General features: G+C 44.7%; 20 protein-coding genes and 1 riboswitch. Of the genes, 13 read left to right on the top strand and 7 right to left on the bottom strand.

Annotation, left to right across the window (positions count from 1 at the left end):
- The first annotated feature begins 4 nt into the window (after positions 1 to 4).
- Both ACZ07B_RS13655 and ACZ07B_RS13650 read left to right on the top strand, forming a co-directional pair.
- Positions 5 to 421: a disulfide oxidoreductase gene (locus ACZ07B_RS13655; protein ID WP_015384637.1), complete on the top strand. Its 417-nt coding sequence runs from the start codon at positions 5 to 7 to the stop codon at positions 419 to 421.
- Positions 422 to 607: 186 nt separating this feature from the next.
- Entirely contained in the window at positions 608 to 1,219 is a 612-nt protein-coding gene (locus tag ACZ07B_RS13650) for a trimeric intracellular cation channel family protein (RefSeq protein WP_003228419.1), read from the top strand.
- A gap of 109 nt (positions 1,220 to 1,328) precedes the next feature.
- On the opposite strand, the gene ACZ07B_RS13645 is transcribed toward ACZ07B_RS13650, so the two are convergent.
- Positions 1,329 to 1,763, bottom strand: coding sequence for a hypothetical protein (locus ACZ07B_RS13645; protein ID WP_464877320.1), 435 nt, complete (start codon positions 1,761 to 1,763; stop codon positions 1,329 to 1,331).
- Between the two features lie 575 nt (positions 1,764 to 2,338).
- Between ACZ07B_RS13645 and helD the strand changes: the two genes are divergently transcribed.
- From helD to ACZ07B_RS13625, 4 genes are all read left to right on the top strand, one after another.
- Positions 2,339 to 4,663 (top strand): DNA helicase IV, encoded by a 2,325-nt coding sequence (helD, locus tag ACZ07B_RS13640; protein ID WP_464877319.1) that lies wholly within the window; start codon positions 2,339 to 2,341, stop codon positions 4,661 to 4,663.
- 170 nt (positions 4,664 to 4,833) lie between these two features.
- Positions 4,834 to 6,651, top strand: coding sequence for an assimilatory sulfite reductase (NADPH) flavoprotein subunit (locus tag ACZ07B_RS13635; protein ID WP_464877318.1), 1,818 nt, complete (start codon positions 4,834 to 4,836; stop codon positions 6,649 to 6,651).
- A gap of 25 nt (positions 6,652 to 6,676) precedes the next feature.
- Complete coding sequence (gene cysI, locus ACZ07B_RS13630) at positions 6,677 to 8,392, top strand: assimilatory sulfite reductase (NADPH) hemoprotein subunit (protein ID WP_017696388.1); 1,716 nt, start codon at positions 6,677 to 6,679, stop codon at positions 8,390 to 8,392.
- Positions 8,393 to 8,646: 254 nt separating this feature from the next.
- Positions 8,647 to 10,659 carry a Na+/H+ antiporter gene (locus ACZ07B_RS13625; RefSeq protein ID WP_124059098.1) on the top strand — a complete coding sequence of 671 codons (2,013 nt, stop codon included), beginning with the start codon at positions 8,647 to 8,649 and terminating at the stop codon, positions 10,657 to 10,659.
- A 44-nt stretch (positions 10,660 to 10,703) separates the two neighbouring features.
- Here the strand turns inward: ACZ07B_RS13625 and yvgO are convergent, their stop codons facing one another.
- On the bottom strand, positions 10,704 to 11,189 hold the full coding sequence (gene yvgO, locus ACZ07B_RS13620) for a stress response protein YvgO (RefSeq protein WP_014480858.1): 486 nt from the start codon (positions 11,187 to 11,189) through the stop codon (positions 10,704 to 10,706).
- A gap of 222 nt (positions 11,190 to 11,411) precedes the next feature.
- Here yvgO and pgoN point away from each other — a divergent pair, with 222 nt between their 5' ends.
- Positions 11,412 to 12,242 carry a glyoxal/methylglyoxal reductase gene (gene pgoN, locus ACZ07B_RS13615; RefSeq protein WP_015483687.1) on the top strand — a complete coding sequence of 277 codons (831 nt, stop codon included), beginning with the start codon at positions 11,412 to 11,414 and terminating at the stop codon, positions 12,240 to 12,242.
- 29 nt (positions 12,243 to 12,271) lie between these two features.
- Here pgoN and modB read toward each other — a convergent pair whose 3' ends face one another.
- Together modB and modA are read right to left on the bottom strand one after the other, a co-directional pair.
- The gene (modB, locus tag ACZ07B_RS13610; RefSeq protein ID WP_124059094.1) at positions 12,272 to 12,964 is read right to left on the bottom strand and encodes a molybdate ABC transporter permease subunit; all 693 of its coding nucleotides are present in this window, start codon (positions 12,962 to 12,964) and stop codon (positions 12,272 to 12,274) included.
- Entirely contained in the window at positions 12,936 to 13,718 is a 783-nt protein-coding gene (modA, locus tag ACZ07B_RS13605) for a molybdate ABC transporter substrate-binding protein (RefSeq protein WP_251233246.1), read from the bottom strand. The genes modB and modA overlap by 29 nt, the downstream gene beginning before the upstream one ends.
- 110 nt (positions 13,719 to 13,828) lie before the next feature.
- On the opposite strand from modA, the gene ACZ07B_RS13600 reads away from it, so the two are divergent.
- Positions 13,829 to 14,755, top strand: coding sequence for a substrate-binding domain-containing protein (locus ACZ07B_RS13600; RefSeq protein WP_464877407.1), 927 nt, complete (start codon positions 13,829 to 13,831; stop codon positions 14,753 to 14,755).
- Positions 14,756 to 14,783: 28 nt separating this feature from the next.
- Here the strand turns inward: ACZ07B_RS13600 and ACZ07B_RS13595 are convergent, their stop codons facing one another.
- Both ACZ07B_RS13595 and ACZ07B_RS13590 read right to left on the bottom strand, forming a co-directional pair.
- Positions 14,784 to 16,637 (bottom strand): LTA synthase family protein, encoded by a 1,854-nt coding sequence (locus tag ACZ07B_RS13595; protein ID WP_216995522.1) that lies wholly within the window; start codon positions 16,635 to 16,637, stop codon positions 14,784 to 14,786.
- A 99-nt stretch (positions 16,638 to 16,736) separates the two neighbouring features.
- On the bottom strand, positions 16,737 to 17,219 hold the full coding sequence (locus tag ACZ07B_RS13590; RefSeq protein WP_003228444.1) for a metal-dependent hydrolase: 483 nt from the start codon (positions 17,217 to 17,219) through the stop codon (positions 16,737 to 16,739).
- A 166-nt stretch (positions 17,220 to 17,385) separates the two neighbouring features.
- Here ACZ07B_RS13590 and sspJ point away from each other — a divergent pair, with 166 nt between their 5' ends.
- Both sspJ and ACZ07B_RS13580 read left to right on the top strand, forming a co-directional pair.
- Positions 17,386 to 17,526 carry a small acid-soluble spore protein SspJ gene (gene sspJ / locus ACZ07B_RS13585; RefSeq protein WP_003221612.1) on the top strand — a complete coding sequence of 47 codons (141 nt, stop codon included), beginning with the start codon at positions 17,386 to 17,388 and terminating at the stop codon, positions 17,524 to 17,526.
- A gap of 116 nt (positions 17,527 to 17,642) precedes the next feature.
- A riboswitch (Lysine riboswitch) is annotated at positions 17,643 to 17,822 on the top strand.
- 103 nt (positions 17,823 to 17,925) lie between these two features.
- Positions 17,926 to 19,335 carry an amino acid permease gene (locus tag ACZ07B_RS13580; protein ID WP_003228445.1) on the top strand — a complete coding sequence of 470 codons (1,410 nt, stop codon included), beginning with the start codon at positions 17,926 to 17,928 and terminating at the stop codon, positions 19,333 to 19,335.
- Between the two features lie 286 nt (positions 19,336 to 19,621).
- Here the strand turns inward: ACZ07B_RS13580 and ACZ07B_RS13575 are convergent, their stop codons facing one another.
- Positions 19,622 to 20,569, bottom strand: coding sequence for an iron-hydroxamate ABC transporter substrate-binding protein (locus tag ACZ07B_RS13575; RefSeq protein WP_464877317.1), 948 nt, complete (start codon positions 20,567 to 20,569; stop codon positions 19,622 to 19,624).
- Positions 20,570 to 20,776: 207 nt separating this feature from the next.
- On the opposite strand from ACZ07B_RS13575, the gene ACZ07B_RS13570 reads away from it, so the two are divergent.
- Genes ACZ07B_RS13570 through ACZ07B_RS13560 form a run of 3 tightly spaced genes read left to right on the top strand, consistent with a single transcriptional unit; the run spans position 20,777 to position 23,658 of the window.
- Positions 20,777 to 21,823, top strand: coding sequence for a FecCD family ABC transporter permease (locus ACZ07B_RS13570; protein ID WP_464877316.1), 1,047 nt, complete (start codon positions 20,777 to 20,779; stop codon positions 21,821 to 21,823).
- The gene (locus ACZ07B_RS13565; protein WP_024573356.1) at positions 21,823 to 22,833 is read left to right on the top strand and encodes a FecCD family ABC transporter permease; all 1,011 of its coding nucleotides are present in this window, start codon (positions 21,823 to 21,825) and stop codon (positions 22,831 to 22,833) included. The genes ACZ07B_RS13570 and ACZ07B_RS13565 overlap by 1 nt, the downstream gene beginning before the upstream one ends.
- 15 nt (positions 22,834 to 22,848) lie before the next feature.
- A complete protein-coding gene (locus tag ACZ07B_RS13560; RefSeq protein WP_003243882.1) occupies positions 22,849 to 23,658 on the top strand; it encodes an ABC transporter ATP-binding protein in 810 nt (269 codons plus the stop codon).
- Positions 23,659 to 23,786: the final 128 nt, after the last annotated feature.

The raw sequence follows: 23,786 nt of genomic DNA, 5'->3' as shown, positions 1-23,786 counted from the left end.
CGATATGAAAAATAGAATCGTATTTTTATATGCTTCCTGGGTTGTGGCTCTTATCGCTATGCTGGGCAGCCTGTATTTCAGTGAAATCAGAAAGTTTATTCCATGTGAACTGTGCTGGTACCAGCGTATCCTCATGTATCCGCTCGTCCTGATTTTAGGCATCGCCACCTTTCAAGGGGACACACGAGTGAAAAAATATGTGCTCCCGATGGCGATTATAGGGGCATTCATTTCGACTATGCATTACTTAGAGCAAAAAGTGCCCGGTTTTAGCGGCATTAAGCCGTGTGTAAGCGGCGTGCCGTGCTCGGGCCAATATATTAACTGGTTTGGTTTTATTACGATTCCATTCCTGGCCCTGATTGCTTTTATCCTGATTATCATTTTTATGTGCCTGCTGAAAGGCGAAAAATCTGAATAACAAAAAAAGCGCCCGCGTATGCCGGGCGCTTTTTTAATTTCGCAAACTCATGTCCATCAGCAATAGCCGTATTCCCTCTAAATTTATCTTTTTTTCTCATAAAAATGTTATTGATTTTACGCTTGAGCGATTATAAAATCTAGAGGTCGTCAGAAAATTTAACAAACATAAAAGGGAGTCATCAGAATGGCTTGGGAGCTGCTCAGTGTGATTGGCATCATTGCGTTTGCAGTCAGCGGCGCAATTGTTGCGATGGAAGAGGAATATGATATTTTAGGAGTTTATATATTAGGGATTGTCACAGCTTTTGGAGGAGGAGCGATCCGCAATTTGCTGATCGGTGTTCCGGTGTCAGCGCTATGGGAACAGGGAGCTTACTTTCAAATCGCGCTTTTATCTATTACGATTGTGTTTCTGTTTCCGAAGCTGCTGCTGAAGCATTGGAATAAGTGGGGCAATTTATCAGATGCGATCGGCCTCGCTGCCTTTGCTATCCAAGGCGCACTGTATGCCGTCAAAATGGGCCATCCGCTTAGTGCCGTGATCGTGGCTGCGGTGCTGACGGGAAGCGGGGGCGGAATCATCCGTGACCTTCTTGCCGGGCGCAAACCGCTTGTGCTGAAGGCAGAAATTTATGCAGTCTGGGCGGCTCTCGGCGGTTTAATCGTCGGCTTGGGCTGGCTGGGGAACTCGTTCGGCTTATACGTTCTGTTTTTCGTGCTCGTTGTTTGCCGGGTTTGTTCCTATATGTTTAATTGGAAGCTGCCAAACCGTTCTTTTCGCTTAGATAGTCAGTAAAATAAAAGAAACCTCTCCATGACGGAGAGGTTTCTTTTATGGTAGCCTGCCGGGATCAAATAAAAAGTCCTTTTCGAATGCTGACCGCGCAGAGCAAAGCTATTTGAAATTAATAGGTAGCCCAAAAGGTATAGCTGATGGTTTTTTTAGTTCCTGTGTTAGTGAATTTGAATCTGTATTTTGTTTTGTAGCTTTTAGAAGCTTGTTTGTAACTTAAATTTGTAGAGCCTTTTTTTGTTGCATAAAAAGTTTTAACATTTTTCCAGCCTTTATTTGTCTTTTGTTGCAGAGTTGCTGTAATTTTCCCGCTGCCTGATCCGTTTGCTGTCATGTTGGCCCAAGTTCCTTGTCCTGGATAATAAATATGAAAAGTTGGCGAGTAAGTATAGTTTTTAAATGAGCCCGAATGATAATAAGTACTCCATATTTGACCTTTTTTAACCCAATCTTTAGCTTCCGCTTTGTTGTTTACTAGGTCAATAGCCGTAAAACTTGTTACGGCTACGACGAATGCCAGCAACATCATAGATAGCTTTTTCTTCACTGAGTATTTCCTCCTAACTAATTCTGGTTCTTTCTTCATGTTCATATCATAAACCGAGAGAAATAATGTAACATCGTCCTATTCTCCCAAATGAAAAACTTTAATTTGTTGAAATATGTCGAAATTGGATGAAAAATGACTATTTTACTGCGACTATAGATACGATAGCAAGGATGTAGTCGCTTTATGGAAGATGACAATAATAAGTTTAGTCATTCTTCACGTTAGATGAACAGACAAACACGGTAAAGCTCTGCGGTGTTTTTAAAATGAAAAAGATATATTATATCGAAGATTGAAAGGAATAAGGAATCGATACTGATGAAAGAGAAGATTCGCAGCCTAAGAAAAGCACGTCCAACAGTGATCAATGTGAAATCATAAGAGAAAAAACCGATTTCGAGTTGAAATCGGTTTTTTCTGCATATAAATAACCCAAACCTTGATTGGTATTGGGTGAATGTGCTAAGATAAATTGTATTTGCCAGTTTTCATCATATATTTAATATACGTATCCAATTATATTTTACAGTGTTTCATCTATGTTTGTCAACTATTTTCTGGAGGTGCCGTTCATGAATCAGCAGGATAAGGAATGGAAGGAAGAGCAGTCGAGAATAGATGAGGTGCTGCAGGAGCTCGAAAAAAAAGAGCGGTTTCTGGAAACGTCTGCGGGCGGGTTGAAGCATGATATCATCGGATTAAGAAAAAGCTTTTGGGAGGATGTTAAGGTTAATTTTGATGATGCCCATGAAGCGATTGAAACGATGGCAAGCATTAAGCAGCAGGCAGAGCTCCTGTCTGATCGGGAACACAATCATCGGCGCATGGATCAGCAGCTCAAACGAATTCATCAATTAAAAAAATCGCCTTATTTCGGCCGGATTGATTTTATTGAAAACGGCGAGGAGCAGGCAGAGCGAATTTATATCGGTTTAGCTTCCTGTTTGGATGAGAAGGAGGAACACTTTCTGATTTATGACTGGAGGGCGCCGATATCAAGTTTGTACTACAATTATTCCCCAGGAAAAGCGGAGTACGAGGTGCCCGGTGAAACGATAGAAGGAGAAATGGTGCTGAAACGCCAGTTTATGATCAAAAACGGCACTCTCAAGGCGATGTTTAATACCGATATGACGATTGGCGATGAAATGCTGCAAGAGGTATTAAGCCATCACTCCGATACCCAAATGAAAAACATCGTGTCTACGATTCAGAAAGAACAAAATCAGATTATCCGTAATGAAAAAAGCAAGATCCTGATCGTGCAGGGAGCGGCTGGCAGCGGGAAAACATCGGCTGCGCTTCAGCGTGTCGCTTATTTGTTATACAGGCACCGCGGCGTTATTGATGCCGGACAAATCGTTTTGTTTTCTCCCAACTTCTTATTTAACAGCTATGTATCCTCTGTTTTGCCTGAGTTAGGAGAAGAGAATATGGAGCAGGCGACGTTTCAGGAATATATCGAGCATCGTCTTGGCCGCAAGTTCAAATGTGAAAGCGCCTTTGATCAGCTCGAATATTGCCTGACCGAAACTAAGGAAGGCGATTTTCCAACAAGGCTTGCGGGAATCACATGGAAGGCGGGTTTATCTTTTCAGCAATTCATTGATGAATACGTCACACGGCTTTCTTCTGAAGGGATGATTTTTAAAAATATCATATTCCGCGGACAAAAGCTGATCACAAAGGAGCAAATTCAATCCTATTTTTACTCATTGGATCAAAATCACTCCATTCCGAATCGGATGGAGCAAACCGCGAAGTGGCTGCTGAGTGAGCTTAACAAGCTTGAGAAAAAGGAACGGCGAAAGGATTGGGTTGTTCATGAAGCTGAGCTGCTTGACAAAGAGGACTACTTGGACGTGTACAAAAAACTGCAGGAAAGGAAACGGTTCAGCGAGAGTACGTTTAACGATTATCAAAGAGAGCAGCAGCTGCTTGCCGCCATCATTGTGAAAAAAGCTTTCAAACCGCTCAAACAGGCGGTCAGACTCCTTGCATTTCTTGATGTTACACAACTTTATTTGCAATTGTTTTCTGGCTGGGGAGGAAAATTTCAGCATGAGAAGATGGACGCGATAGGTGAGCTGACCCGTTCGGCATTTACGGATAATAAATTGCTCTATGAGGACGCGGCACCGTTTCTTTATATGCAGGATCTGATTGAGGGCAGAAAGAAAAATACGAAAATCAAACATCTATTTATTGACGAAGCCCAGGACTATTCACCGTTTCAGATGGCTTACATGAGAAGCATTTTTCCGGCTGCCAGCATGACAGTGCTCGGTGATATCAATCAGTCCATCTACGCGCATACCATAAACGGGGATCAGCGTATGGATGCGTGCTTTGAGGATGAGCCTGCTGAGTATGTTCGTTTAAAGAGAACATACAGATCAACAAGGCAGATTGTCGAGTTTACCAAAGCGATGCTTCAAGATGGAGCGGATATTGAGCCGTTTAATAGAAGCGGGGAAATGCCGCTCGTTGTCAAAACTGAAGGATATGAGAGCCTTTGCCAAAAGCTCGCGCAAGAAATTGGCCGGCTCAAGAAAAAAGGGCACGAAACAATAGCCGTCATCTGCAAGACTGCGCAGCAATGCATACAGGCGCACGCCCACATGAGTGAATATACAGATGTTCGCCTGATTCATAAAGAAAATCAACCATTCCAAAAGGGTGTTTGCGTGATTCCGGTTTATTTAGCGAAGGGAATTGAATTTGACGCAGTGCTTGTCTATGATGCATCTGAAGAACACTATCATACAGAGCACGACCGCAGGCTTTTATATACTGCGTGCACCCGTGCGATGCACATGCTGGCGGTATTTTATACAGGTGAAGCCAGTCCGTTTGTAACCGCTGTGCCGCCACACTTATATCAGATTGCTGAATGAAGAGAAGGGAGTCCTTCTCTTTTTTCTATTTATATGAAGCATAGCCGTTTTATCATTAGGATTCTTAATAGTTATCATCATGTAAATATATTTTACTTAAGCCTAGTATTCCGGTAAAGTTCAATTAGATGCAATTTTCGATCAGTTTATAACTTTGTGAGGTGGATACGTTGCAACTTCAGGTAATGAACAGTCCGTTTAATCAGGAGCAGGCAGAGCTCCTTAACCGCCTTCTGCCGACCTTGACCGAATCCCAGAAAATCTGGCTGAGCGGATACTTATCCGCGCAATCTGTTTCCGCCCAAGAAACTGCGGGTGCGCCGGCGGCAGCTGTGTCTGCGGAAGCGGCGGCACCAGCCGTTTCAAAAGAAGTGACCGTTCTTTATGGTTCACAGACGGGAAACGCACAGGGGCTTGCAGAAAATGCCGGCAAGCAGCTTGAACAGAGCGGTTTTCAAGTGACCGTCTCATCCATGAGCGATTTTAAGCCGAATCAGCTGAAGAAAGTAAACAATCTTTTAATCGTCGTCAGTACGCATGGAGAAGGTGAGCCGCCTGATAACGCGCTGTCGTTTCACGAATTTCTGCACGGAAGACGGGCGCCTAAGCTTGAAGATCTGCGCTTTTCCGTTTTGGCGCTTGGTGACAGTTCGTACGAATTTTTCTGCCAGACAGGGAAAGAATTTGATCAGCGCTTAGAAGAACTCGGCGGAAAACGGATTTCTCCGCGCGTTGATTGCGATCTTGACTATGATGAACCGGCAGCCGAATGGCTTGAGGGTGTATTGAAGGGATTAAATGAAGCTGGGGGCGGAAGCGCCGCGCCTGCGCCGGCGGCAGCGTCTCAAACCGGTGAGTCTTCGTATTCCAGAACAAACCCGTTTCGGGCTGAAGTGTTAGAAAATTTAAATTTAAACGGCAGAGGATCAAATAAAGAAACACGCCATGTGGAGCTGTCTCTTGAAGGATCTGGCCTGACTTACGAGCCTGGTGACAGTCTTGGCGTCTATCCGGAAAACGATCCGGAACTTGTCGAGCTGCTCCTTAAGGAAATGAATTGGGACCCGGAAGAAATTGTGACGCTTAATAAGCAAGGTGATGTCCGTCCGCTGAAAGAAGCGCTGATTTCTCACTATGAGATTACCGTTCTCACAAAACCGCTTCTTGAACAGGCAGCCCAGCTGACAGGGAACGATGAGCTTAGAGAGCTTTTAGCCCCGGGAAATGAGGAGAATGTAAAAGCCTATATTGAAGGGCGCGATTTGCTTGATCTCGTCCGTGACTATGGCCCATTTAGTGTATCTGCGCAGGAGTTTGTCTCGATTTTGCGAAAAATGCCTGCCCGCCTTTATTCGATTGCAAGCAGTTTATCCGCAAATCCGGATGAAGTGCATTTAACAATCGGCGCAGTCCGCTACGATGCGCACGGCCGTGAACGAAAAGGCGTCTGCTCGATTTTGTGCGCGGAACGTCTGCAGCCGGGAGACACACTGCCGGTTTATGTACAGCACAATCAAAACTTTAAGCTTCCGAAAGACCCTGAAACACCGATTATCATGGTGGGCCCTGGGACAGGCGTCGCACCTTTCCGTTCCTTTATGCAGGAGCGTGAGGAGACGGGAGCGGAAGGAAAGGCATGGATGTTCTTTGGCGATCAGCACTTTGTCACGGATTTCCTTTACCAGACAGAGTGGCAGAATTGGCTCAAAGACGGTGTGCTGACAAAAATGGATGTGGCGTTCTCACGTGATACGGAAGAAAAAGTATATGTGCAGCACCGCATGCTCGAACATAGCGCAGAATTGTTTGAATGGCTTCAAGAAGGAGCGGCTGTTTACATTTGCGGAGATGAAAAGCACATGGCGCATGACGTCCATCACACATTGCTTGAAATTATCGAAAAAGAAGGCAATATGAGCCGCGAAGAAGCGGAGGCTTATCTTGCCGATATGCAGCAGCAAAAACGCTATCAGCGTGATGTATATTGATTTGACTTGAAAGGAGTTTTTCAACATGGTGACCAAAATTCTAAAAGCACCGGACGGCTCTCCAAGTGATGTTGAACGCATTAAAAAAGAAAGTGATTATTTGCGCGGCACGCTGAAAGAAGTGATGCTCGATCGAATCAGTGCCGGAATTCCGGATGATGACAACCGCCTGATGAAACACCACGGCAGTTATTTGCAGGATGACCGTGACCTCCGAAATGAGCGCCAAAAGCAGAAGCTTGAGCCCGCATATCAGTTCATGCTGCGCGTGCGTATGCCAGGGGGCGTCTCAACGCCTGAACAATGGCTTGTCATGGATGACCTGTCCCAGAAATACGGGAACGGCACATTAAAATTGACGACACGTGAAACGTTCCAAATGCACGGGATTCTGAAATGGAACATGAAGAAAACCATTCAGACGATCCACTCAGCACTTTTGGATACGATCGCAGCCTGCGGAGACGTAAACCGTAACGTCATGTGTGCATCAAACCCTTATCAATCTGAAATCCACTCAGAGGTATACGAGTGGTCTAAAAAATTAAGTGATGATCTGCTGCCGCGGACGAGAGCATATCATGAAATTTGGCTTGATGAAGAAAGAGTTGCCGGCACGCCGGAGGAAGAAGTCGAGCCAATGTACGGACCGCTCTATCTGCCGCGGAAGTTTAAAATCGGTATTGCCGTTCCGCCGTCTAATGATATTGACGTCTTTTCACAAGATCTCGGATTCATTGCGATTGTCGAGGATGGCAAGCTGATCGGTTTTAACGTGGCGATCGGCGGCGGTATGGGAATGACGCATGGCGATACTGCGACATATCCGCAATTAGCCAAGGTCATCGGATTCTGCCGGCCCGATCAAATGTATGACGTTGCTGAAAAAACGATTACGATTCAGCGTGATTACGGCAACCGTTCTGTCCGTAAAAATGCGCGGTTCAAATACACAGTTGACCGCCTAGGTTTAGAAAACGTAAAAGAAGAATTGGAAAACCGTCTCGGCTGGAGCCTGGAAGAAGCGAAGCCTTATCATTTCGATCATAACGGCGACCGCTACGGCTGGGTGGAAGGCATCGAGGATAAATGGCATTTCACGCTGTTTGTCGAAGGTGGCCGTATAACGGATTACGATGATTATAAGCTGATGACAGGCTTGCGGGAAATTGCCAAAGTTCATACAGGCGAGTTCCGGCTGACAGCCAATCAGAACTTAATGATTGCGAACGTTTCAAGCGATAAAAAAGAAGAAATCAGTGCTTTAATTGAACAATACGGACTAACTGACGGCAAGCACTATTCAGCGCTTCGCCGCAGCTCGATGGCGTGCGTCGCTCTTCCGACCTGCGGATTGGCAATGGCTGAAGCAGAACGTTATTTGCCGACCCTGTTAGATAAGATTGAAGAGATTATTGACGAAAACGGCCTTCGTGATCAGGAAATCACCATTCGCATGACAGGTTGTCCGAACGGCTGTGCACGTCATGCACTCGGTGAGATCGGATTTATCGGAAAGGCGCCGGGCAAATATAATATGTATCTTGGCGCTGCGTTTGACGGAAGCCGTTTAAGCAAAATGTACCGTGAAAACATCGGTGAAGCAGACATTTTAAGCGAGCTGCGCATCCTTCTTTCCCGCTATGCGAAAGAACGCGAGGAAGGCGAGCATTTCGGTGACTTTGTCATTCGCGCGGGCATTATTAAAGCAACAACTGACGGTACGAATTTTCATGATTGAGAAAGAAAGACGAGAGACAGGGAGTAGCTTCCTGTCTCTTTTTTCTATAATTTGCTCTTCTGCAAAAAAGTTCACTGTGAGCATATCATGAGAAAAAATACCCTAAAAAGGGTACTATAAAAGAAGACAAGTGTGGAGAGAACTCCTGCGAAACCACATAGCGGATGCAAGGCCACCCTAGCTCAAGGGCTTTTAGACAAACAGATTTTTTGGCTCATCATGCCGACACACAACAGACGAAGGAGGTCATGCATTTGGACATATTTTTAGTTGTGCTCGTATTATTAACGATTATTGCGATTTCTAATATCGTGAACCGGTTTATTCCGTTTATTCCGGTGCCGCTGATTCAAGTGGCTCTTGGGATTCTTGCCGCCTCATTTCCACAGGGACTTCATTTTGAATTAAACACCGAATTGTTTTTTGTTCTGTTTATCGCGCCTCTGCTATTTAATGATGGAAAGAGGACACCGCGGGCAGAGCTTTGGAATTTAAGGGCTCCGATTTTATTGCTTGCACTCGGCCTTGTATTTGCGACTGTGATTGTAGGCGGCTACACGATTCACTGGATGATTCCTGCTATTCCGCTGGCAGCGGCCTTTGGACTTGCGGCCATTCTTTCACCGACTGATGTCGTCGCTGTCAGCGCATTATCAGGAAGAGTGAAAATGCCAAAAGGGATTCTTCGCCTGCTGGAAGGTGAGGGGCTGATGAATGACGCATCAGGTCTGGTGGCCTTTAAGTTTGCGATTGCAGCGGCAGTGACTGGTGCATTTTCATTAGCACAAGCGGCTGTCAGCTTTGTCTTTATTTCTCTCGGAGGCTTGCTGTGCGGGGTTGTCATTTCATTTTTGATTATTCGCTTTCGCCTATTTCTGCGCCGCCTTGGCATGCAGGATGTCACGATGCATATGCTGATTCAAATTCTGACGCCGTTTGTGATTTATTTGGCAGCTGAAGAAATCGGCGTTTCGGGCATTTTAGCTGTTGTAGCTGGCGGTATTACCCATGCGGTTGAACAGGATCGCCTGGAATCAACGATGATCAAGCTGCAAATCGTCTCCTCAAGTACGTGGAACATTATTTTATTTATTTTGAACGGCCTGGTCTTCGTTATTCTCGGCACGCAAATCCCTGATGTTATTTCTGTTATCTTTAACGACACTGCCATCAGCAACATGAAGGTGATCGGCTATATCCTAGTCATCACATTTACATTAATGCTCCTTAGATTCCTGTGGGTGCTGTTCTTCTGGAACGGCAAATGGTTCTTTAATAAAGATCAGAACATCTATAAACCGGGTCTTCGTTCGACGCTGTTAATTTCGATTTCCGGTGTGCGTGGAGCAGTAACGCTTGCGGGTTCTTTTTCTATTCCGTATTTCCTGGAGGACGGCACGCCGTTTCCGGAAAGAAATCTGATTCTCTTTTTAGCAGCCGGCGTCATTTTATGCACGCTTGTCATTGCCACCGTTGTGCTGCCAATTCTGACTGAAAAAGAAGAAGAGGACGAGGAACGAAATAAGAAGCTGCTGACGGCGAGACGCAAGTTGATCAAAACAGCCCTTCAAACGATTAAAGAGGACATGAATGAGACAAACAAAACGGCCTCTCTTGCGGTGATAGCTGAATACAATGAGAAAATGAAAAATCTTCGTTTTCAGCAGTATACATCATCTAATCGCATTAAGAAGCACGAGCGAAAAGTCCGTGCGCAGGGGGTTAAGGCTGAGCAAGAGGCGCTGATGAAAATGCTGGAGCGGGGAGACATCCCGGAAGAAACAGCAAATGTGCTGCAAGAACGATTTAACGAGTTGGAAATTTTGTATGCGAACCCATTTAAAGTCGGATTATCAAAAACAAGGCTCAAGCGGCTGATGTATTGGATTTTCTTCGGTGAACATAAAAAGCCGGAGATGTCGATTTTAAATGAAGCGGGATTGATACGGGCAACAAGAGTGAAAACGGCAAAAGCAGCGATAGAATATCTGGAAAAACATAAGACGGAAGAGCATAAAGAAGTGTTTTTATCTGTCATTTCGTTCTATAAACAGTTAATTTTCAGGCTGGAGCACAGCCATCATGAGCTGAAATCAAGCGCCCATTTTGAAAATCAGAAGCTGGAAGTAAAGCTGAAGGCTGTGCAGGCGATCAGAAATGAAATTCAAACGCTCTTCGAAGAGAGGGAAATTTCCCGGGACATTTCCCATGAGCTTCGCCAATACATTAATGATGTCGAAGCCGCCATGCTTGAAGGCGGCGAATAAATGCAGCAAAAAAGCTGGCGTTAGAGCGCCAGCTTTTTTCTATATTAAGGGCGATGAAATGCGACAGTGCTGCCATCCCGGTCGAACCAGCCTCTGAAGGCCCAGTTGATCCAGCCGCCATCGCCTTTGTTTGTAAAGGTTCCATCTTCAAATACCCAAATGCCATACGTAATGCCGTCGTAAACGGCTGAGCCGTAAAATTGCACACCGTTCAAATGATCTTCATATTCCTGGCTTAAATTAAAGACCATGACATTATATTTTTGGCCGGATGCGTAGAAGGAAGACTCCATGAGGTTTTTCACAAAGCCATCCCTGTTCTGTGCGGATTTGATGGCATCAGCGATCTGGTTGGCAATTCCAAGTACATCCAGATTGACGTTTAAACCTACATCAGCGGCAGTTGTTCCAGCAGCAGTTGTCTGCGACATCTTCGGAGCAGGATTTTCTTCAGCGGAAGCAAAGGACAAAGGGGCAATTGTCAAAGCGGCACCAAGAGCAAGTGTCATTGGGATACGAATACGTTTCAAGTTGTTTCCTCCTTTGTTTTCATTTGGTTACACTCAACGCATACCCTGCTCAATGTATTTGTAATCTCAATATTGTTAAAATAGGAAAAAAATAGTGTTTGGATTTGCCTGTGCTGTGAAAAAAGAAGCAAAAAGATGGTCTTAAGCGTATTATTGGTATCGGCTGAGAGGAATGTGAGATAATATAGACGCTTACATTTCAGTGAAAGGGTGGATGTTCAAGTGCCAACAAGTTTAAAAGATACTGTAAAGTTACATAACGGAGTTGAAATGCCTTGGTTCGGTCTGGGTGTTTTTAAAGTAGAAAATGGTAATGAAGCGACTGAATCAGTGAAAGCGGCAATTAAAAATGGCTATCGCAGCATTGATACAGCAGCGATCTACAAAAATGAAGAAGGCGTTGGCATCGGGATTAAAGAATCCGGTGTGGCAAGAGAAGAGCTCTTCATCACATCAAAAGTGTGGAATGAAGATCAAGGCTACGAAACAACGCTTGCTGCCTTTGAAAAGAGTCTGGAAAGATTGCAGCTTGATTACTTAGATTTATATTTGATCCACTGGCCTGGCAAAGATAAATATAAAGATACATGGCGCGCGCTTGAAAAGCTGTACAAAGACGGCAAAATCCGCGCGATCGGCGTCAGCAACTTCCAAGTTCATCATTTAGAAGAGCTGTTGAAAGATGCTGAAATCAAACCGATGGTGAACCAAGTTGAGTTTCACCCTCGCTTGACGCAAAAAGAATTAAGGGATTACTGCAAAGCGCAAGGCATTCAGCTGGAAGCGTGGTCTCCGCTCATGCAGGGACAGCTTTTGGATAACGAAGTGCTGACACAGATTGCTGAAAAACACAATAAATCTGTGGCTCAAGTGATTTTGCGCTGGGATCTGCAGCATGAAGTTGTAACCATTCCAAAATCCATTAAAGAACACCGTATCATTGAAAACGCTGATATTTTTGATTTCGAATTGTCTCAAGAAGACATGGACAAAATTGACGCATTAAATAAAGATGAGCGTGTCGGTCCAAATCCTGATGAGCTTCTGTTTTAATCAAAAAACTCCCCGTTACGGGGAGTTTTTTAGTGCGTTTTTTTCTGTTGAATGAAAAACAGCATCAAAAAGGAAATGACAACAATACAGACGACCCACGCCCAGGCAAGGGTATTGTTGCCGGAATCCAATGCGACATATATCGCCGTCGGCAGTGTTTGCGTAACACCGGGGATGTTCCCTGCAAACATGAGTGTTGCGCCAAATTCTCCGAGCGCCCGCGCAAGGCTGAGGATGCTTCCGGTCAGCAATGAAGGATAGGCAAGCGGGACGGAGATATGGATAAACACTTTCCATCTGCTAGCGCCGTCTACCATTGCCGCACCTTGTATATCGGGGTCAATGTCAGCAAATCCGGTTTTGGCTGATTGGTACATAAGCGGAAAGGCTACAACAGCCGAGGCGATCACAGCGGCCCACCAGGTGAAAATGACAGGCTGCCGGAAGATCCACTCGATGGCTTGTCCGATGAAGCTGTGCTTTCCGAAAATGACGATCAAAATAAAACCGACAACAGTAGGCGGAAGAACGAGCGGAAGCATAAAACATGTTTCGAGTGCCGTTTTTCCAAAAAATGATGCCCGTGACATCCATGCTCCAGCAAGTGTTCCGAGAATAATGACAGCAATTCCGGCAACTGCCGCCACCTGAAAGGAAAGCACAACGGGTGTGAAAAATTCTGAAGCGCTTATGCTACTCGGCAGTAAAGCCATATTTCTCAAATACTTTCATTGCTTCATCAGATTGCAGGTATTCGTAAAATTCCTTCGCTTCCTTACGGTGTTTTGTATCTTTTACGATTCCTAACGGATAGACAATTGGGCTGTGTGTATCTGCTTTTGCCTCGTCAATAATGTTGACCTTTTTCGAGACCAGGGCATCTGTTTTATAAACAATACCTGCGTCTACATTGCCGGTTTCAACATAAGAAAGAACTTGGCGAACGTCTTTTCCATACACAATTTTATCCTTCACTTTGTCCCATAGAGACAGCTTTGTCAGTGATTCTTTCCCATAAGCTCCTGCCGGTACGGATTCCGGAGTGCCAAGGGCGATTTTTTCTGATTCAGCCAGATTGCTGAAGCTTGCCACAGGTGAATCTCCGTTTTTCGGTACGACCAGCACAATTTCATTACCGACTAAATCAGTGCTGTCTTTTTTTGCGATATCTCCATCATCCACCAGCTTTTTAAATTTATCCTCAGCAGCTGAGAAGAACAGATCGGCTCCTGCTCCTTGAGAAATCTGTTTTTGCAAGGCGCCGGATGAGCCATAGTTATCTTGGATGGTAATATTTTGATGTTCTTTTTCATAATTTTTTTGGATTTCCTCAAGTGCATCCTGCGCGCTGGCGGCAGCTGAGATGGTTAACGTTACTTTTTTCTCGCTGTCCGTTGAAGACTGGTTTGAAGAACAGCCTGCTGCAAGCAGAAAAGCGGTTAAGGCTGCGATTAAAATAGAATACTTCTTAAACATGATTGCACCCCTTATCATTAGATATAACTAATTATAACTGATTATGTTTGGTTTATGTGGGTTTTTTTACATTCAACGAAAAGGTATAATAAAATAGGAGAGTGATGATGATGAATGAAACCTCTTCCTATACGATAGAAGAAGTTGCAGGTCTGCTGAAGGTATCAAAGCTGACCGTTTATGATTTGATTAAAAAAGGCGTGCTGCCTGCTTACCGTGTCGGAAGGCAGATGCGTGTGGATGAAGAAGATTTAAAGCAATATAAAACAAATATGAGAATGTCTCAGCCCATCGCTGCAACTGAAGCGCCGAAACAGGTGCAGGAGGCTGAGCCGGACGGCAGACCGAATGTCATGATCAGCGGACAGGACATTTCGATGGATATCCTCAGCAAGCATTTGGAGAATGCCATTCAGGAGACGCCGCTCCGTAAATACAAAGGAAGCTTAAACAGCCTGATTGATATGTATCAAGGCAAGTGTGACATTGTAAGCCTCCATTTGTACGATGCAGAAACCGGCCAGTATAACGCGCCTTATGTGAAACGGATCTTGACAGGTGAACCGTTTTGTCTCATCAATGTCGTTCTCCGCAAAGCAGGACTGTATGTGCAAAAAGGGAATCCGAAAAACATTCAAGGCTGGAAAGACTTGAAAAGAGCCGATATCCGGATCATCAACAGGGAAAAGGGTTCTGGCGCAAGGGTGCTCCTTGATGAACAGCTTGGCTTGCTTGGTGTGAATCCGGCTGATGTAGTGGGATATGGCGATATCGTGACTGATCATTACGCTGTCGCTTCACAAGTTTCAAGCGGACAGGTTGACGCGGGAATCGGGGCGCAGCACGCGGCACATATGGGCAGTGTTGATTTTATCCCGCTCATCGACGAACAATATGATATTGTCGTTTTGAAAAAACATGAGCAGCTGCTGAAGGCCGTGAAGGAGATTTTGAATTCTGAGGAATACAAGGCGAATTTGTCTCATTTAAACGGCTATGAAACAAAGCTGACTGGCAAGGTGATATTGGAAACGTAAAAAATCCCTCTTGATAGAGGGATTTTTTTCATTCGGAAAACCTGAGCAGGTCACCATTTAAAATTTTATCAGAGAGAGAAAGTTCTTCGTTTGCTTTCTCCTTGTAAGGGAGGCACGCATCCTGATCTTCCAGCACTTCACCTGTTTTTTGGCTATAGCACGTGTTCTTTGTGTATATATAATCGTTCGTAATAAAGCTGCCGTTTCGCAGAACGGCGAATGGGGTGCGGTCGCTGGACAGTAAATCATTGCCGAATTGGATATCGCCTTTTGTCTCAACGCCGAGCAAATGCATCAGCGTCGGCCTGACGTCGACCTGTCCCCCGGCATCAGGGATGGTTTCCGGCTTTTGATCGGTGATTCCCGGGATATGTATGATAAACGGCACCCGCTGGAGCTGAACGTTGTCATACGGTGTGATTTCGTCTTTCCCTAAAAACTCAGCCATTGCCTCGTTATGGGCTTCAGAAATGCCGTAATGATCTCCCATAAATACGATCATCGAATTTTCGTATAAGCCTTCGTCCTTCAGTTTTTTGATAAAATGCTTCAATGCCTCATCCTCATAGCGAACCGTGGTCACATAGCGGTTTAACAAATCACTGCTTGAATCGAATTCATCTATCAGCTGATCCTTTTCATCAATCTCAAACGGAAAATGATTCGTTAACGTGATAAAACTGCTGTAGAACGGTTGCGGCAGGCTTTTCAGCTTTTCGGCGGACTGCTCTAAAAATTCTTTGTCTTTTAAACCCCAGCTTGTCGATGTCCCGGGAGTGACATGAAAATCATCAACATCAAAAAAGCGGTCAATGCCAAATGTATCGTACATGACATCTCTGTTCCAAAATGTTTTATGGTTAGCATGAAAGACGGCTGAATAATAATCGTGCTGCTTCAGCGATTTATACATCGTATGAAATTGATGGTCGCTTTTCGTGAAAAAGACGGCGCCGCTAAGGGAAGGATACAGTGAGTTAGCGACGATAAATTCTGAATCTGATGTTTTGCCTTGTTCTGTTTGCTGATAGAAATGATCAAAGGAATAGCTTTTTTTAATGAGATCATTCATAAATGGGGTAATTTCTTTTCCATTTACTTTTTCATTCAGAACAAAGCTTTGGGTCGACTCAAGTGTTACAAAGATGACATTGCGCCCCTTTGCAAGACCGAATTTGCTTTGATCAGGCTTGCTGTAATCAGCCTCTGTGTAGTTTTTAATGGCAGTTATACTGTCTTCATCGGCAAAAGCTTTCGCGCTGATATTAACAGTCTGAGAAATTGTATCGTAAATATGGAACTGAAACAGACCGATGCTTTTGACTAGCATTTCCCGGTCAAAAGAATGTGCCAAAAGCTTCGGCTGCTGTACTTCTGCAAGTGCCAGTGTGCATAAAAGCATGCCGCAGGAAGCTGCATAGTACCGTTTGATCGTGCGGGGAGCGGCTTTTGTCTGTGGGTGTTTGGTTTTTCTGGCGAACAGCAGCAGAAAAACCAAATCCACAAACAGGGCGATAAACAGAGGATGGAACAGTTCTTTTACACTGCTGCCCATATCGCTCATGTTGCTGGCCTGAAATAAAACCGGGATGGTAATAAAATCGATATAAAAGCCGTAAAAAATCGTATTGGAGATCAAGATGACGGTCAGAACCAAATTGGCAATCAGCAAAAAGACCCGCTGCTTGTTTTCTTTTAAAAGCAGGCCGATACCGAATAAAGGAAGAATAAAGCTGAGCGGGTTGACCAGCAGCATTAGCTCCTCCAACAGAGTATCGATTTGCAAATCAAAGCCGAGTTTATATATCATATACGTTTTGATCCACATAAATAAGATCGAAAAACATAAAAACCGCTGATTGTGAAAAAAGGTTCCTTTCATCAATATGACTCCTCACGTTTTCTTGATCATCTGCATGAAATGCTTCTTAAGTAAAACCTACTAAAAACAGCCGGTTCAGACAAGTCTCAGCACTCATGTTTAAAACATGCGCCCATGAAACAGCATATAAAAGTAGTAACATGAAGCAAGGGTCAGGCCGGCTAGCACGAGCTGCTCAGAAAAACTGCCTGTCTTCATATATAATGGAAGCCGAACGCGGATCGTTGAAGGGAATAATAATTTGATTCCGTTCACCGTCCAAGCGTCAAGAATCAAGTGGCTCGCCATTCCGATCATCAGGCCGGCTGATATGTTTTTATCTGGAATGTATGTAGAAGTGATAAAAAACATGATGAGCATAAACAGCAGGCTGTGTGTAAAGGTGCGATGGCCAAAAACGGAGCTGACCACTTTCGATAAAATAGGAAATTTTCTCCCGATTTTGCTTTGTGTGTGGCAGATATCGGGTATTAATGCTCCAACCGCGCCTGACGCAGCCATAAGCACTGGATCAAATCCATAATAATAAGCCGCTGCCGTACAAGAAGCGATGCCTCCCATGATGTGTGTTTTTCCTGTCATTTGCCGCTTCTCCTTTTATCTTTTGCAAAAAATCTCTGAATTACAAATATATCAAGAGAATGTATGTTTGATCAACAGGACTTTGGACGATAAAAAATATCTCGCATAATTTTTCAGGAAAAAGGCATCTTAAACATGTACCTATTTTTTAAAAGAGGTGATACGAATGGGTTTCTTTAATAAAGATAAAGGAAAACGTTCCGAAAAAGAAAAAAACGTAATCCAAGGAGCTCTTGAAGATGCTGGTTCAGCTCTAAAAGATGATCCGCTTCAAGAAGCTGTGCAAAAAAAGAAAAATAATCGATAACCACATGCGGATAGGGCTTGGCTCTATCCGTATTTTCCATCTGTTCCCTTTGACAGATCATCCTTTCTTTGATAACCTTCTGGGAGTAACTGAATAATTAAATCCTCACTCTTTCTCAGTGAGGTAGAGGTTGCGCGGATGATAAGTCACACATGCCAGGCTGACAGGGGCTGTTAAACATGTGTAAAAGGCATCAGCGCCGAAGTGTGGAGAAAGCCGATCCTTCTCTATGCTGGGACTGTATCTGAATAAGTGCAGGACTGCCGCGTGCTTTTTCGCGGAGGGCTATCCGGAGATCAAGGGTGTGTGTTTCTTTAAGCATGGACTTTTGTTCAGGCTTTTTTTGCGTTTATATGATCTCGGGGTCTGGTCCGTACAAAGAATCATGGAGGTACTGGAATGGAACAGACAAAAAAATGGGGTTTTTGGTTATTAACGGCGTTTGTCGTTGGAAATATGGTTGGATCAGGAATTTTCTCCTTGCCGAGCTCGCTTGCTTCAATTGCGAGTCCGTTTGGAGCTACGTCCGCCTGGCTTTTGACAGGTGCCGGCGTGCTGATGATTGCACTTGTGTTCGGACATTTGTCCATTCGCAAGCCTGAACTGACAGCGGGACCGCAAAGTTATGCAAGAGCGCTGTTTTCTGACCCGAAAAAAGGCAACGCTGCCGGTTTCACAATGGTGTGGGGCTACTGGGTGGCGAGCTGGATCAGCAACGTGGCGATCATCACAAGTCTCGCCGGTTACTTGACTTCGTTCTTCCCGATCTTGGTTGATAAACGTGAGATGTTTTCGATCGGCGGGCAAGAGGTGACACTCGGCCAATTACTGACGTTTGCCGTATGTACGATCTTGTTATGGGGAACGCACGCGATTCTTGTTGCCAGCATTAACGGCGCAAGTAAATTAAACTTTGTCACAACGCTTTCTAAAGTATTAGGTTTTGTCTTCTTTATCGTTGCCGGTTTGTTTGTGTTTCAAACGGCATTATTCGGTCATTTTTATTTCCCGGTTCAAGGAGAAAACGGCACAAGCATTGGAATTGGCGGCCAGGTTCATAACGCCGCGATTTCTACACTGTGGGCGTTTGTCGGAATTGAATCCGCGGTGATCCTGTCCGGCCGTGCGCGCTCTCAGCGTGATGTGAAACGTGCGACAATTACCGGCTTGCTGATTGCCTTGAGCATATATATTATTGTGACTTTAATTACGATGGGTGTTCTGCCGCATGATAAGCTTGTCGGCTCTGAAAAACCATTTGTTGATGTACTCTATGCGATTGTTGGAAACGCGGGAAGCGTGATTATGGCGCTTTTGGCTATCCTTTGTTTATTCGGAACGATGCTCGGCTGGATTTTGCTTGGCTCTGAGGTGCCATACCAAGCCGCTAAAGCAGGAGATTTCCCGGCATTTTTTGCAAAAACGAATAAAAAGGGAAGTCCGGTCATTGCACTCATTATTACAAACGTCATGTCACAGGTCTTCATTTTCTCGGTTATTTCCCGGACAATAAGTGACGCATTTACATTTTTAACGACAGCGGCTACACTTGCATATTTAATTCCGTATCTGGTATCTGCAATCTACAGCTTGAAGGTAGTCATCAAAGGTGAAACGTATGACCAGCTGAAAGGCTCCCGTGTAAGAGACGGATTGATCGCGATACTGGCGTGTGCATACTCCGTGTTTGTTATCGTAACAGGCACAGCAGATTTAACGACATTTATCCTCGGCATCGGTTTATTCTTTGTCGGCTTAATCGTTTATCCATTTGTGAGTAAAAAGTTCCAGAAAGAAAAACAAGCATAATGAAAAGACACCTGATTTGCTCAGGTGTCTTTTTTATAAAATCACAATTTCTCCTGTTAGGAATCCGTTCGTTAACCTAGCTGACAGGAAAGCTGAAATCGAAAGAAAAACCTTAAGGCACAATCGAATATGCAAAAAACGTTTTTCAGTCTCTCCAGCATAAAAAAACTGATCGCGATGAGGATGCAGCTTAATATGAATGGCTCAAAGAAAATATCTGATATGATTCAAATTGAGCCGTTCCTTATAAATCAGCAAAAGAGCCGCGGGCAGTCGGCTCTTTTGTTTATTTAGTCAAGCTTTCCGTAATAAACTCCAGTTGTCCTTCTAATGAAATCGGGTCAGAGAAATAGAATCCGATCGGATCCATCTTGTAGACATGGCCATTTTTAACGGCATTCAGGTTCTTCCAAATGGAGCTTTCAAAAACGCCGCCATCATCACCGCCTGATTGCCATGGGCCCGCGAAAATGTAATCTCCGGCGAAATCAGGGAGCTTCTCTAATGAAATACTTGTATAACCTGGCCCCTGGTTAATGGCTTTTTCTTTTGTCAGCTTTGTAGCCTGCAGGCCGAGGTCTTTGTAAATGATGCTTCCGCCTCTTCCAAAGTCTTTACCGAATACGTAAATGTCTTTTCCGTTCGTTTGCATAATGGAAATGGTTTTGTCACCGACCGCTTTTTTGATTTTTGTTTTAGCTGCCGCAACTTTTTTATCCCACTCGGCCAGCCATTTTTCAGCTTTATCTTCAGTTCCCGTCATTTTTGCAAATTCTTTTAGCTGTTCAATGTTGTCGAGCTTATCGTATTTTACTGCGACAGTCGGCGCAATTTTTTCAAGCTTTTTAATATCAGCGCCCTGTGTTGTCCAGACGATAATCAGGTCAGGGTTCAAATCAATGACCTTTTCAACCGAAGTGCCGTCTCCGATGTTTTCGACGCCGTCAGTTTTTCCTTTGTAGTAAGGGTTTTTAAATACATTCTCAGGCGCGCCGACAACGTTGATGCCGAGTGTTTTGAAGTAGCCGTAATAGCCGTCTGCCATGACAACCACCCGTTTAGGATGCTTCGGGATTTTTACATTTCCGTTTTCAGCCTTGTATGTAAAGGTTTCTGCGCCTTTTGAATCAGAGGCAGAACCTTTGCTTTCTGAGTTATTCCCGCAGGCTGCCAGCGCTGCAATCAATAACAGGGCAAAAAACGCGGCTCCGAGTTTCTTGTATATATGGGTCATATCTCATACCTTCTTTCTAAAAAAATAGATGAAAAAGAGAATCATTATCATCTGTGATTATACCACTGCAAGTGCCGGTTGACACGATATTTTTTGCAAATGCATTTTCATTTTTGTTCAAAACACTCTATTAAATCAGCTGAAAAAAGTGATATACTGAAACAGCAATTGATAATCATTATCAGTAACAGAAAGGAAGTACGGCAGTTGAGTCAACATAAAAATATACAGACTGCATCAGAAGAAATCCAATGGACGTCAAGGACATATGGCGGGGTCATCGTCCTTATTGCAGGTCTATGCCTGCTTTGCCTTGGCGCATTTTTATCCATATCCCTCGGTGCAGCGGATATTCATTTGCGCACTGTATGGGACGCCATTTTTTATTATCAGCCGACAAAGACATCTCACCAAATTATACATGATCTTCGGCTGCCGAGAACGGCGGCTGCCGCGCTTGTAGGCGCATTGTTGGCAGTGTCGGGAGCAATCATGCAGGGGATGACGAGAAACCCTTTGGCAGAGCCTTCGATTATGGGTGTGACATCAGGCTCTGCGTTTGCGGTTTCGATTGCGTTTGCCTTTTTTCCCGGGCTTTCTGCAATGGGGCTTGTGCTATTGTCCTTTGCGGGAGCGGGACTGGGGGCATCGACGGTAATGGGCATCGGCATGTTTTCAAGGGGCGGACTTACGCCTGTAAAGCTTGCTCTGGCGGGTACGGCAGTTACTTATTTCTTTACCGGCATTTCAACTGCCATTGCAATCCGCTTTGATGTCGCTCAGGATATCAGCTTTTGGTACGCAGGCGGGGTAGCGGGTGTGAAATGGTCGGGGGTCCAGCTTTTGCTTATTGCAGGGGCTGTCGGTTTAACGCTCGCGTTTTTCATCGCCCGGTCTGTTACAGTGTTAAGTCTCGGTGACGATCTGGCAAAAGGGCTTGGACAATATACATCAGCGGTGAAACTGGTTGGCATGCTTATTGTAGTAATTCTGACCGGAGCTGCGGTTTCCATTGCCGGCACCATTGCATTTATCGGGCTGATCATTCCGCATATTACCCGTTTTTTGGTCGGTGTGGATTATCGGTGGATCATTCCTTGCTCGGCGGTGCTCGGTGCTGTTTTGCTTGTTTTTGCTGACATAGCGGCCAGACTCGTAAATGCGCCCTTTGAAACGCCTGTCGGCGCGCTGACTTCTCTTATCGGCGTTCCCTTTTTCTTTTATTTGGCACGTCGTGAAAGGAGAGGGCTGTAATGAAAACAAAAACAAACAAACCGCTCGTCGTAATGGCTGTGACCTTTTTGCTTATCGTGGTGGTCTTTTTTATCAGTCTCAATTTGGGCGTTATCAAAATTGCACCGCTTAAAACGCTTCAGGTTTTTTTCGGCCAAGGAACGGCGCGTGATGAACTTGTCTTATTTGAGTTCAGGCTGCCCCGGATCATCCTTTCTTTGCTTGTTGGAGCAGGGATCTCCGTAGCTGGAGCCATTTTGCAAAGCGTGTCTCAAAATGAACTTGCCGAGCCTGGTATTCTCGGAATTAACGCCGGCGGTTCACTTGCTGTAGTGCTTTTTATATACTTTTTTCAAGGGTCAGCTTCAGATCTCAGCTTTTTCGGAACATTTATGCTGCCGTTCAGTGCTTTGGCAGGAGCAATCCTCGCTGCGTTTCTCATTTATATTCTGGCATGGAAAAAAGGCGTGACACCGATTCGGCTGATTTTAGTCGGCATAGGGGTGAATGCCGGATTCAATGCCCTGTTGCTGATTTTTCAGCTCAAGATGGACCCTCATGATTTTATGCAAGCCGCGGTTTGGATATCCGGCTCAATATGGGGGGCGAACTGGAATATGATCTGGGCGATTCTCCCTTGGATTGTGATCTTGCTTCTGTTTACTTTATATAAGGCACGCTATTTGAACATTATGCAGCTCGGAGACCAATTGGCGACCGGGCTGGGCACCGCTGTTGAAAAGGAAAGACGGATTCTTCTTCTGGCAGCGGTCACTCTTGCCGCTTCATGCGTGGCAGCTGCGGGGGGCATTGCGTTTCTCGGATTGATCGCGCCGCATGTGGCTAGAAGGCTGACCGGTCCACGTCACCAGGCGCTGATACCGGTCTCCGCCTTCATCGGCTCATTCCTGTTTTTGCTTGCTGATACGCTGGCGAGAAATGTATTGGCACCATCAGAAATTCCGGTCGGACTTGTCATTTCCGTGCTAGGCGCGCCTTACTTTATTTATTTATTGATGAAAGCGAATTAGAGGAGGGGGCCGAATATGAATTCATTATCAACGGAACAGCTTGGAATCGGTTATGGCGACAGGGTGATTGTAGAGGATTTAAATATATCGATTCCTAAAGGGAAAATTACCACCTTAATTGGCCCGAACGGCTGCGGGAAATCAACGATTTTAAAAACAATGTCCAGAATTATGCGTTCACATGCAGGTGCCGTCTATTTAAACGGCAAAGCGATTCATAAAATGTCTACAAAGGACATTGCGAAAGATATGGCGATTCTTCCACAGACACCTGAAGCGCCGAGCGGCCTAACAGTGCACGAATTGGTGTCGTACGGCAGGTTTCCGCATCAATCAGGATTCGGCAGATTAAATGACGAAGACCGCCGGATTATCAAATGGGCGCTTGAAGAAACAGGCATGGCTGAATATGCTGAACGGCCGATTGAGGCATTGTCAGGCGGACAGCGTCAACGCGTGTGGATTGCCATGGCGCTTGCGCAAGGGACGGAACTGCTTCTGCTGGATGAACCTACAACGTATCTTGATCTTGCACATCAGCTTGAAATTCTGCAGCTGCTTGACAGACTCAACAAAGAGCAAGGGCGGACGATTTTAATGGTCATTCATGACCTTAACCATGCAGCTCGTTTTTCTCATTATATGATCGCGCTCAAAAAAGGCACGGTCATCAAGGAAGGAACTGCACTGGAGGTCATGACACCGGACATTTTGAAGCAGGTATTTCAGATTGATGCCGAAATCGTGACTGATCCCCGTACAAATAAACCTGTATGCTTGACATATGACTTGATTAAAAATGAAAAAGAGCTAGTTACTGTATGAAAAAATCCCGGTTTGAAGCCGGGATTTTTTTTATTCGGCTTTGAAAATACAATTTTTCTATTTGATTCAATCATTTCAATAAAAGGATTGCAAGTCTTTTTGAATTAATAGATAATATTGGTTAGAAT

The organism is Bacillus sp. 9.4, assembly GCF_055486415.1.
The sequence above is the reverse complement of the archived record's forward strand: the minus strand, read 5'-3'. Positions and strand labels throughout refer to the sequence as shown.

Bases quoted from the DNA above. Each gene is read 5' to 3' on its own strand.
- ACZ07B_RS13560 (WP_003243882.1), top strand. From the start codon at position 22,849: ATGAATTCATTATCAACGGAACAGCTTGGAATCGGTTATGGCGACAGG.
- ACZ07B_RS13595 (WP_216995522.1), bottom strand. From the start codon at position 16,637: ATGAAAGGAACCTTTTTTCACAATCAGCGGTTTTTATGTTTTTCGATC.
- ACZ07B_RS13565 (WP_024573356.1), top strand. From the start codon at position 21,823: ATGAAAACAAAAACAAACAAACCGCTCGTCGTAATGGCTGTGACCTTT.
- ACZ07B_RS13575 (WP_464877317.1), bottom strand. From the start codon at position 20,569: ATGACCCATATATACAAGAAACTCGGAGCCGCGTTTTTTGCCCTGTTA.
- ACZ07B_RS13590 (WP_003228444.1), bottom strand. From the start codon at position 17,219: ATGACAGGAAAAACACACATCATGGGAGGCATCGCTTCTTGTACGGCA.
- cysI (WP_017696388.1), top strand. From the start codon at position 6,677: ATGGTGACCAAAATTCTAAAAGCACCGGACGGCTCTCCAAGTGATGTT.
- helD (WP_464877319.1), top strand. From the start codon at position 2,339: ATGAATCAGCAGGATAAGGAATGGAAGGAAGAGCAGTCGAGAATAGAT.
- ACZ07B_RS13655 (WP_015384637.1), top strand. From the start codon at position 5: ATGAAAAATAGAATCGTATTTTTATATGCTTCCTGGGTTGTGGCTCTT.
- sspJ (WP_003221612.1), top strand. From the start codon at position 17,386: ATGGGTTTCTTTAATAAAGATAAAGGAAAACGTTCCGAAAAAGAAAAA.
- ACZ07B_RS13600 (WP_464877407.1), top strand. From the start codon at position 13,829: ATGAATGAAACCTCTTCCTATACGATAGAAGAAGTTGCAGGTCTGCTG.
- ACZ07B_RS13580 (WP_003228445.1), top strand. From the start codon at position 17,926: ATGGAACAGACAAAAAAATGGGGTTTTTGGTTATTAACGGCGTTTGTC.
- ACZ07B_RS13650 (WP_003228419.1), top strand. From the start codon at position 608: ATGGCTTGGGAGCTGCTCAGTGTGATTGGCATCATTGCGTTTGCAGTC.
- modA (WP_251233246.1), bottom strand. From the start codon at position 13,718: ATGTTTAAGAAGTATTCTATTTTAATCGCAGCCTTAACCGCTTTTCTG.